The 10,054-nt window shown below is 41.1% G+C and carries 8 protein-coding genes and 1 pseudogene; 4 read left to right on the forward strand and 5 right to left on the reverse strand.

Annotated elements, in window-relative coordinates:
- Window positions 1-12: 12 nt before the first annotated feature.
- Window positions 13-987: a LysR substrate-binding domain-containing protein gene (locus RFW85_RS03115; protein WP_309171134.1), complete on the forward strand. Its 975-nt coding sequence runs from the start codon at window positions 13-15 to the stop codon at window positions 985-987.
- Between the two features lie 106 nt (window positions 988-1,093).
- Here the strand turns inward: RFW85_RS03115 and RFW85_RS03120 are convergent, their stop codons facing one another.
- On the reverse strand, window positions 1,094-2,542 hold the full coding sequence (locus RFW85_RS03120) for an NAD-dependent succinate-semialdehyde dehydrogenase (RefSeq protein WP_000615686.1): 1,449 nt from the start codon (window positions 2,540-2,542) through the stop codon (window positions 1,094-1,096).
- Window positions 2,539-3,831: a 4-aminobutyrate--2-oxoglutarate transaminase gene (gene gabT, locus RFW85_RS03125; protein WP_002117401.1), complete on the reverse strand. Its 1,293-nt coding sequence runs from the start codon at window positions 3,829-3,831 to the stop codon at window positions 2,539-2,541. Before gabT ends, RFW85_RS03120 begins: the two co-directional genes overlap by 4 nt.
- A 156-nt stretch (window positions 3,832-3,987) precedes the next feature.
- Between gabT and RFW85_RS03130 the strand changes: the two genes are divergently transcribed.
- On the forward strand, window positions 3,988-5,487 hold the full coding sequence (locus RFW85_RS03130) for a PLP-dependent aminotransferase family protein (protein WP_032004963.1): 1,500 nt from the start codon (window positions 3,988-3,990) through the stop codon (window positions 5,485-5,487).
- 64 nt (window positions 5,488-5,551) lie between these two features.
- Here the strand turns inward: RFW85_RS03130 and RFW85_RS03135 are convergent, their stop codons facing one another.
- Together RFW85_RS03135 and RFW85_RS03140 are read right to left on the reverse strand one after the other, a co-directional pair.
- Window positions 5,552-6,994 carry an amino acid permease gene (locus RFW85_RS03135; protein WP_227062556.1) on the reverse strand — a complete coding sequence of 481 codons (1,443 nt, stop codon included), beginning with the start codon at window positions 6,992-6,994 and terminating at the stop codon, window positions 5,552-5,554.
- A gap of 305 nt (window positions 6,995-7,299) precedes the next feature.
- Window positions 7,300-7,848 carry a helix-turn-helix domain-containing protein gene (locus tag RFW85_RS03140; protein ID WP_002117406.1) on the reverse strand — a complete coding sequence of 183 codons (549 nt, stop codon included), beginning with the start codon at window positions 7,846-7,848 and terminating at the stop codon, window positions 7,300-7,302.
- A gap of 68 nt (window positions 7,849-7,916) precedes the next feature.
- Here RFW85_RS03140 and RFW85_RS03145 point away from each other — a divergent pair, with 68 nt between their 5' ends.
- Both RFW85_RS03145 and RFW85_RS03150 read left to right on the forward strand, forming a co-directional pair.
- A complete protein-coding gene (locus RFW85_RS03145) occupies window positions 7,917-8,612 on the forward strand; it encodes an AzlC family ABC transporter permease (RefSeq protein ID WP_309171135.1) in 696 nt (231 codons plus the stop codon).
- Window positions 8,609-8,932 carry an AzlD domain-containing protein gene (locus RFW85_RS03150; RefSeq protein ID WP_002117414.1) on the forward strand — a complete coding sequence of 108 codons (324 nt, stop codon included), beginning with the start codon at window positions 8,609-8,611 and terminating at the stop codon, window positions 8,930-8,932. The genes RFW85_RS03145 and RFW85_RS03150 overlap by 4 nt, the downstream gene beginning before the upstream one ends.
- 211 nt (window positions 8,933-9,143) lie before the next feature.
- Here the strand turns inward: RFW85_RS03150 and RFW85_RS03155 are convergent.
- A pseudogene (locus RFW85_RS03155) lies at window positions 9,144-10,054 on the reverse strand (hypothetical protein); the annotation flags it as partial.

A 10,054-nucleotide genomic window follows, 5' to 3' on the forward strand; every position in this document is an offset into this window, starting at 1 on the left:
GCCAAGATTAGAGTGCTTAAGCGCTCTAATCTTAAATTTAAATGGATTGATCGGACATTGATAAGCTCTTTTGATGATTTTTATTATTTCTATTTGGTCGTAAAACACGGCGGCTTTAGTGCGGCCAGTGATGCTGAAAATATTAGTAAATCTAAGCTCAGCCGACGCATTATTGACCTTGAAAATAAATTTAATGTCAGCCTGATTCAAAGAACAACACGTCATTTTAAGGTGACCGATTTAGGTCAAGAATTTTATGAGGAATGCTGCAAAGTTATTACTCAAGTTGAATGTGCAGAAAACGTGTTATTAAAGCAAAAAAGTGAGCCTCAAGGTTTGGTAAAAGTAAGTTGCCCACCTCTGATGATGCATTTTCAAATTAGAAAAATTTTAAATCAGTTTTTAAAAGCCTACCCCAAAGTTGAAATCGCACTCGAGCTAACCAGCCGTCGAGTAGATATCTTGCATGATGACATCGACCTCGCGATTCGTACCAATTTTGAACCCAATGAAGATTCGAATTTAATTGTTCGCGATGTGATTAAAACCGATCATTGTCTGGTGGCTTCACCTGAATTACTTCAAGGTCGCATCATTGAACATTATTCTGAATTACAGGACTTTCCGAGTATTAGCTTAGGTACTCAAAAACAAAATCCTATTTGGCATTTATGCAATATTCGTAATGGTGAATCGGTTGATGTGCCTTATCAACCACGAATCAAAAGTAATGATTTGGCAGGCGTTTACTATGCCGTGATGGATGGTTTAGGCATTGCCGACCTTCCTTTTTTAACCGTTGAATCTGAAATTCGTAAAGGTACACTGGTTCATATTCTTCCTGACTGGAAGTCGAATATTGGTACGCTGCAATTGGTTTATGTTTCGAGAAAAGGCCAACGTCTTGTGGTTGAAAAACTCATTGAAACGCTGATTGATGAACTCAGGCGTTTGCCTGAAAGTCGTGATGGCTATCTATCGACTTAAAATAAAAAAAACCGGTCATGAATGGGCATGACCGGTTTTTTGTGAAACATCACATACAGCATAACTGTATGTTTTCGTTCAGAACAAAACGAACTCGCTTTATTCCTTACTCAGATAAGTCTACGCAGAGGTATTTCATTTCGACATATTCTTCGATGCCGAATTTTGAACCTTCACGGCCTAGACCTGACTGTTTTACGCCACCAAACGGAGCAACTTCGTTTGAAATCGCGCCCGTGTTAATGCCGACCATACCGTATTCGAGTGCTTCACCTACTCGCCATTGACGAGCTGTGCTTTGCGTAAACAAATAAGCAGCTAAACCAAACTCGGTATCGTTCGCCATTGCCACTGCTTCATCTTCAGTTTTAAAGCGGAATAGTGGTGCAAGCGGACCAAAAGTTTCTTCTTTAGACACTTTCATGTCTTGCGTTACGCCAGTTAAAACTGTTGGCTCAAAGAATGTACCACCAAGTGCCGAACGCTGACCACCAATACGAACTGTTGCGCCTTTCTCAGTTGCATCTGCAATGTGAGACTGCACTTTTGCAATCGCATCTTCATCAATTAAAGGCCCTTGAGTTGAACCTTCTTGACGGCCATCGCCAACTTTAAGCTTAGACACAGCTTCAACCAAACGCTCTGCCAATGCATCGTAAATACCGTCTTGAACATAAATACGGTTAGCACATACACAGGTTTGACCGCTGTTACGATATTTACTTGCCATGATGCCCTGAACTGCTTGCTCAAGGTTAGCATCGTCAAATACCACAACTGGTGCATTACCACCGAGTTCAAGTGAAAGCTTTTTAATGGTTGGCGCACATTGTTGCATCAAGATACGGCCAACTTGAGTTGAACCTGTGAAGCTTAACTTACGAACAATATCGCTTTCACATAGGGTTTTACCCACTTCAACCGCATCACCACTAATGTTAATTAAAACATCAGCTGGTAAACCTGCCTGTAACGCCAATACTTCAAGTGCATAAGCGGTTAACGGCGTTTGTTCTGCTGGTTTAACCAACATTGAACAACCCGCAGCAATGGCTGGACCTGCTTTACGCGTAATCATGGCAGCCGGGAAGTTCCACGGCGTAATGGCAGCGGTAACGCCAATTGCTTGCTTAATCACAAGCAGACGTTGGTTTGGCAACGTAGGAGTTAAGACTTCTCCATCAATACGGCGCGCTTGCTCGGCAAACCATCGTATGAAAGATGCTGCATAACCAATTTCACCACGTGCTTCTGCTAATGGCTTACCTTGCTCAGCTGTTAAGATTTGAGCCAGATTTTCTTTGTGCTCAAGCATGAGGTTGTACCATGCCAATAGCACATCAGCACGAGCCAAGGCAGTTTGCTTTTTCCAAGCAGCCTGCGCTTTTGCTGAACGGTTAATTGCGGCTTCAACTCCTGCACGGTCATAGGTTTTTACCCATGCCAAAGTTTCACCTGTAGCAGCATCATTCACCTCGATATAGTCATTTGATGCAGGTGCTTCTAATGAAATATCAGGATGTTTTAATAAATACTGCAAATTATTTTGAATCATGCAGATTGCTCCATTGCTTTTGCACTACCTGCTTTTAGAGTTGCAAAACCTTGTTTCAAGATATCAAGGCCTTGACGGAATTGTTCAGCAGGAATGGTTAATGGATATAAGAAACGAATTACATTACCGTATTTACCACAAGTAAGAAGTAACAACCCGTTTTCCATTGCATAGTTTTGTACAACTTTTGCTTGTTCAGCTGTTTCAAGCTCTACTGCAACCATTGAACCTAATGCACGAATATCAGTTACGACGTCGCCTGTTGCTTGCTGAATATCTTTAAGGGTAGCGACTAACTCTGCACCTAATTCATTTGCACGGTCGCATAGGTTTTCTTCTTCAATCGCATCAATAACCGCATGCGCAGCAGCAACCGCAATCGGACTACCTGCGTATGTACCGCCTAATCCACCTGGATTTGGTGCATCCATCACTTCTGCACGGCCCACAACACCTGAAATAGGGAAACCGCCGCCCAAGCTTTTCGCCATCGTGATGAGGTCTGCTTTAGTCTCGTAATAGTTCATTGCGAACAATTTACCAGTACGGGCAAAACCAGATTGCACTTCGTCAGCTACAAGTAAAATGCCATGCTTGTCGCAAATTGAGCGTAAACGTTTTAAGAACTCAGCTGGCACAACATTGAAACCGCCTTCCCCTTGTACTGGCTCCAGCACAATTGCCGCAACATCATGTGGTGCAATATCTTCACTGAAAATATCTTCAACGCTTTCAATTGCCGCGTCTACTGAAATACCTTTAGCAGGCACTGGGTAACGCGCGTGGAACACACCCGCTGGCATTACGCCGAAATCACGTTTGTAAGGAGCCGTTTTACCTGTCATTGCCATCGTCATAAATGAACGACCGTGGAAACCGTTACCAAAAGTGATAATGCCGTGACGACCTGTATAAGAACGAGCAATCTTCACTGCATTTTCAACTGCTTCTGCACCAGTTGTGAAAAAAGCTGACTTCGCAGGACCCGCAATTGGCGCGCGTTCATTAATACGCTCAGCTAAAGCGACATAGCTTTCATATGGTGTTACTTGATAGGCAGTGTGAGTAAATTTAGTAAGTTGCTCAGTTACTGCTGCAATCACTTTAGGGTGGCGATGGCCTGTATTTAAAACCGCGATACCACCAGCAAAGTCGATAAATTGGTTGCCTTCCTTGTCCCAAAGCGTGGCATTTTCAGCTTTTTCCGCATACCACTGACACATCACGCCTACACCACGTGGAGTTGCTTGCTGTTTACGTGCGTTAAGTGCAGAATGTTGATTATCCATTTGATTCCCTCATATTTTCATCATCAGTTGCAGCTTTGGTTTTTTGCATCCTGTGCTTAATTTTCAGGGTGCTTTACAACGACTGCCTATGCATGTAATTTCGCTCGTCTGATGCCAACTGACGAGAGCCACTTTTTAACTGTAGGAGAGAGCCAATTGCGTAGTTTACTTGGAGATCATTTGCTGCAACGACTCCAACAGGACACTGAAGGGAAACTACATCAACGCCTTTTCCGTTGCCTGCGTGGTGCGATTATTGATGGAGTCATCCAGCCCAAGACTCGTCTACCTGCGTCACGCGACTTAGCCAGTGAAATTCATGTTTCAAGAAATACGGTGCTTAGTGCCTATGAACAGCTACAAGCTGAAGGCTACTTAGAAGCAAGGACAGGACATGGCACATGGGTTGCCGAAAAATTACCAGAGAGTTTTTTAAATACACAAAACAAAAAAAAAGTGGTTTCTAGCCCGAAAGCTCAAAGCTCCTATGCACTATCGCAGCGTGGTTCCAACTTATTAGGCTATGCAGCAGCGTCGCCACACCAATGGGGCGCTTTTGTGCCGGGAGCACCGGATGTGACTGAGTTCCCACATCATATTTTTAGTCGTATTCAAGCACGCTTAAGCCGCGAACCCGATATTAATCGCCTGATTTATAGCAATGCAGGTGGATGTATAGAGCTTCGAAGTGCGTTGGCAGATTACTTGCGTGTTGCACGTTCAGTCCAGTGCGATGCAGACCAGATTATTATTACCGAAGGCATTCACCAAGCTATTGATTTAGTCTCGCGTGCGCTCAGTGATATGGGGGATAAAATCTGGATTGAAGATCCAGCTTATTGGGGAATGCGTAATACGTTACGTATTAATGGTCTCGATATTCAGCCGATGCCTGTCGATGCTGAAGGCATTATTCCTGAGGAAAATCCGGCCAAGCCGCCTAAACTCATTTTTGTTACACCTTCACACCAATATCCTCTTGGCTCTCATTTAAGTCTAAACCGCCGACGTAAACTGATTGAGATTGCCCGTCAGCACAATAGCTGGATTGTCGAGGATGACTATGACAGTGAGTTCCGTTTCTCGGGGCAGCCTTATCCCTCTTTACAAGGTTTAGAAAATGATGCGCCTGTGCTGTACATGGGCACGTTTAGTAAAACCATTTATCCATCCTTAAGAATTGGCTATCTAGTGGTGCCTAAGCCGTTATTTTCACCATTACGCATTGTGGCAGCCGAGCTTTATCGTGGTGGGCACTTGCTTGAGCAAAAAGCCCTAGCTGAATTTATTCGTGAAGGCCATTATGAAGCACATATTCGCCGTATGCGCCTACTTTATGGCAAGCGCCGCGACTACTTGGTGAGCTTAATTCAACGTTATCTTGGTCCCGAATTTATTCATGAATATGATGAAGCGGCAGGATTACATCTAGTTTTAAAACTACCAAACTCTTGCGATGATGTCGCGATTGCAGCCACAGCACTTGAACGTGGTGTCAAAGTTCGTCCTCTTTCGCAGTATTACATGCAGTCGCATGCACATGCCGAACGTGGACTGCTCATGGGCTTTGCCTGTGTAAATGAAAAAGATATGGTGATGGCTTTTGGTGTCTTGCTTCAATGCTTACGTGAAGCAGGTGTACCTACGCTAAATTAAAGATTCTTCCCTATTAAAACAAACAAAAAGAGCCTCACAGTGAGGCTCTTTTTTATTTAAAAATTTAAACTAACTTTTCTTCATGACTATGAGTTAAATGGGTCGCTCTACGATCTTTACCCCAACCCAGTTTTTCAGACAACAATCCGAAGAACACAATAATCCCAAACAGAGCTGTGGTGTAAATCACTTCTTTAAAATAGGTGCCTTCAATCAACATGGTAAGAATTGCACCAATAATTGCAAAAATCACCACGTAAGTTAGATAAGGGAACATCCACATTTTAAAGTCAATTTTCACGCCTTCAGCTTCTAACTTTTTACGCATACGAAGCTGAGAATAAGCAATAGTCAGGTAAACATACAGTGTTGCCGCGCCTGTTGTTAACATGAAAAAGTCATAAACATTCATACTCTCGGTTGCAGTTAAAACTACCGCAATTACAGAGAAGAAGCATGACACAATCACGCCCACCCACGGACTACTTTTACTGTTTACAGAGCCAAAGCTTTTCGGTGCATCACCACGTTTAGCCAAAGAGAACAACATACGTGAACACGTATAAAGAGCTGAGTTAAAGCAACTACATACTGAGGTTAGAACCACAAAGTTTACGATATGGCGCGCACCCGGAATACCAAGTGCAGACAGAGTTACGCTATAGGTTCCCCAAGTTGAATCTTTCAAAAGTTCATTGTTGTGAGGAATCAAACATACCGCAACAAACATAGAGCCTACGTAGAATAAAATAATTCGCCAAACCACCGAGTTTGATGCTTTACGAATTTCTTTCGATGGGTTTGCAGACTCTGCTGCCGCTACCGTAACAATTTCAGCACCAATGTAGGCAAACATCACCCCAAGCAAAGCTGTGATAACAGATGAACCTCCATTTGGCATAAAGCCTTGAGAGGTTAAATGACTCATACCAGAAGCAGCCGGATTACCCCAAGGCCACAAGTGCATGATGGCTAAACTACCAATCACAAGGAAAATAACAATCGCAATGACTTTGATGAGGGCGAACCAAAACTCAAATTCACCATAGTTTTTCACGTTTTGTAAATTAACGACAACCAGTGCACCAATCACCACGACCATATAGACCCAGATCGGTATAAAGGGGAACCAATTGTTTAGAATTTTTCCTGCCACATAGGCTTCCCACCCCATGAGCATGGCCAGAGTACACCAGTACAACCAACCAATTGAGAAACCTGCCCAACGGCCAATCGCACGGTCAGCATAAGTTGAAAAAGAGCCACTATCAGGGTTTAAAACGGCCATCTCGCCTAACATACGCATGATGAACCAAACGAGTAGACCACCTAAAGCGTAAGTTAAGAAAACTACAGGTCCGGTATTGTAAATAATACTGCCTGAGCCCACGAATAGAGAACCACCAATAACCCCTGCAATCGAGATCATGGTCAGGTGGCGTGATTTGAGTCCATGTTTTAAACTTTGGGAGTGATTGGCTTCAGAACCATTTTGATGAGCTGCCATATCATTTTCCTTAATATATGGAGGATATCGGCTAGTCTCGGAAATCCTCCGAAGCCAAAAAATATCCCCTAAAAATTTAGCCGTTCTGCCCAATTCCTAAAACAGAAAATTCACTGAGCTTATCCGGCGCTTCCGTATGCATACTTCCAATAGCTTTAATTTGTCGTTTCAGCACTCAAGAAACGAGAGCCATTTTTGTAATAAAAGAGAGAGCCAATTGCAAAATTTATACGCAAAATTGGCCCTTTTTGTAGGGGATGCTGGTAAATGGCTTTTAGTTCTTATTTTAATCAGATTGACTTTCTTTAGTTTTGTTCAGAAATTAATAATGCCTTTGTGCCTGTTTCTAACGCTCTAAATATATGTTTCTGGTCAGCTGGATAACAAATATAGTCGCCCACACCAAGCTCAACAGCTTCATCAATTAAGCCCACCAAAGCTTTACCTTCAACCACAATAATATGCTCCACAGAACCAACTGGATGCGGCTCTGAAAGACGGTCTTCGCCTGGCTCAACAATCAGTAAATAAACATCTCGACGGGCATGGGGTGGACAAGTCGCCAGCAAAATTGCTTTGTAATTGGCAATCTCTGAGCTCACTGTTGGCCCATCGCCACAGCGAATCACTTGTACCTGATTGCTTGGTTCTTCCATCAACCGTGCAAATGGAATATTGAGCGCCACACAAAGTGCCCATAAGGTTTCAATGCTAGGGTTACCTTGGCCCGCTTCTAATTGTGAAAGAGTCGATTTGGCAACACCTGCACGACGAGCAACCTCTGCCAATGAAAGCCCTGCTCTTTGACGTTCACGCGTTAAACCTTTGGCAATAATTTCGATTGGCTGAGACATTCACCACATCCGTTCTATAAAAAAAACGATCGTTCGTTTTGACAAAACGATCAGACTTATTCATTATAATGGAAAATCGTTCGCTATATCATGCTATGTCCACATACACTCTGATTAAAAAACTTAATAAAGACACTACCCGCTCGATTTTCTTTGTGTGTCTAGCGACGAGTGTCGTTGGTATGTCTTTAGGCTCACTCGCTGCAAGTTATGGCTTAGCGCTCTGGATCCCGCTTTGTCTATCCGTGTTTGTGCTCGCAGGAACTGCTGAATTTATTTTTATTGGTTTCTTGGCTGTAGGTGGTAGCCCAATTGCAGCAGCGATTGCAGGACTACTCGTCAATTTAAGACATCTACCTTTTGGTATTGCGGTCAATGAACTAATCCGTGGCAAATATTCTCGATATTTCGGGGCACATATCATGAACGATGAAAGCGTTTTGTTTGGTATGGCACAGCCCAATTTTGAGACGAAAAAAGCTGCTTACTGGCTATGTGGTATAGGCATCATGCTCAGTTGGCCACTTGGTGTAACGGCGGGTTATTTCATTGGAAGTGCTATTCCAGACCCAAAAACATTCGGCTTAGATGCCATTTTCCCAGCGATTTTAATTGCACTTACTTTTAATGCTTTAAAGAATAAATCTACTCGAAAAGCTGCATTTGCCGGATCAACTTTAGCGCTGATCACCACACCTTTTTTGGCCTCAGGACTTCCAATTCTGATTTCACTTTTTGGCTTGATATTTGGTAGAAAGAAATGAGTCAACAATTACTAATTATTTTAGGTATCGGCTTACTAGCACTTGGAACGTATGGGATTCGTTTCGCTGGTTTTCATTTGGGTGCCAAGTTCTCATTTTCTGAAAAATACCAAGTTTTACTCTCAAACGGTGCGACTGTTTTGCTCTGTGCGATTGCAGTGACGACAACATTTTTTGAAGGTCAACATTTTGCGGGGTTCGCGCGTATATTTGGTGTTGGCTTAGCACTGTTCTTGGTTTGGAAAAAAGTACCGCTGTTATTGGTGATTTGCTTGGCAGCCGCTGGCACGGCACTGATACGTTTGCTTGGAATTGAGTAATAAAAAAGGCGAGATAAACTCGCCTTTTTTGCAACTTTGATTAGAAAGGATACACATGCTAAAAATAAATTTTTAAATTACAGTACATTAATTAATTTCATTAAGTATTTTGTTAAATCTAATAATTGGGATTTAACAAAACTGATAATCTAAAAATAATTTAGCACTCAAATCACCTTTCTTAAATTTATTTAATTTGTAACTTTAGTCATCACCACTTGTCTTCGTTACCACTACGAAATTTCTCTACACCTTCATTGAAGAGCTTTATCGTATATATTTCTTCAGTACTTAACTTTGATTTATCAACATTATTAATTGTTTGTTCAATTCTCTGAATATCAAAGAAATCATTAATATTGCTAGCTTTAATGTAATAATGCTTTTTACTAACTTTACCATCAAAGGATGTACTATACTGGATGCTTTGAGATAAAAACTTTAATAAATCTTTAAAATTGGTTGAGACTAAATCTATCCAAGTATTTATATCTTGTACTTCGCCCCATTCTTTCCAGCGATATAAAAGTGTTAAAAGTGAATTATTTTCCAATAAAATCTCTTTATTAGAAAATGCTAAAACTTTTAACTTTTTTACAAACAATTGCTTAATTGAAATATAATGGGAATCCTCTAACAATGTTTCTTTATTTTCACCCCTTTTCGTTTGTTCAGATAAAAGTAACTTTGCAATAATCACAAAGTTATTGGATTTATTAAAGCATTCAACTAATATCTCACCCCGTTTTCCTTTTTCATCAATACGTAAAAGAAAATTATAAATTAATCTATATATAAGAGATTGAGCCCCAAATACATCAAAAAAACTTGTACCATCATCACTTACCGAATCACTAACATCAATTAAAGCTGATATATATGGAATAGCTGAATCTTCATTCACTTGATTTTCATATGACTCAAACTGTGAAAGAAATTCTTTTAATTTACCATTAGAATTTAACTCTAAAATTTTTCTCTTTAGTAAATTTTCATCAACAGTCAAATTAATAAAATCAACTAAATCAGATTTAGAAATTTCATTTTCAGATAATGATAACTGAAAATAACTTTCAAAATTTTTATTATGGCAAACTCTACCTGATGTGTGCTGAAAAAACA

The organism is Acinetobacter sp. 12966 (assembly GCF_031196995.1).
Classification (GTDB): domain Bacteria; phylum Pseudomonadota; class Gammaproteobacteria; order Pseudomonadales; family Moraxellaceae; genus Acinetobacter; species Acinetobacter geminorum.

Bases quoted from the DNA above. Each gene is read 5' to 3' on its own strand.
- RFW85_RS03120 (WP_000615686.1), bottom strand. From the start codon at position 2,542: ATGATTCAAAATAATTTGCAGTATTTATTAAAACATCCTGATATTTCA.
- gabT (WP_002117401.1), bottom strand. From the start codon at position 3,831: ATGGATAATCAACATTCTGCACTTAACGCACGTAAACAGCAAGCAACT.
- RFW85_RS03135 (WP_227062556.1), bottom strand. From the start codon at position 6,994: ATGGCAGCTCATCAAAATGGTTCTGAAGCCAATCACTCCCAAAGTTTA.
- RFW85_RS03140 (WP_002117406.1), bottom strand. From the start codon at position 7,848: ATGTCTCAGCCAATCGAAATTATTGCCAAAGGTTTAACGCGTGAACGT.
- RFW85_RS03145 (WP_309171135.1), top strand. From the start codon at position 7,917: ATGGAAAATCGTTCGCTATATCATGCTATGTCCACATACACTCTGATT.
- RFW85_RS03150 (WP_002117414.1), top strand. From the start codon at position 8,609: ATGAGTCAACAATTACTAATTATTTTAGGTATCGGCTTACTAGCACTT.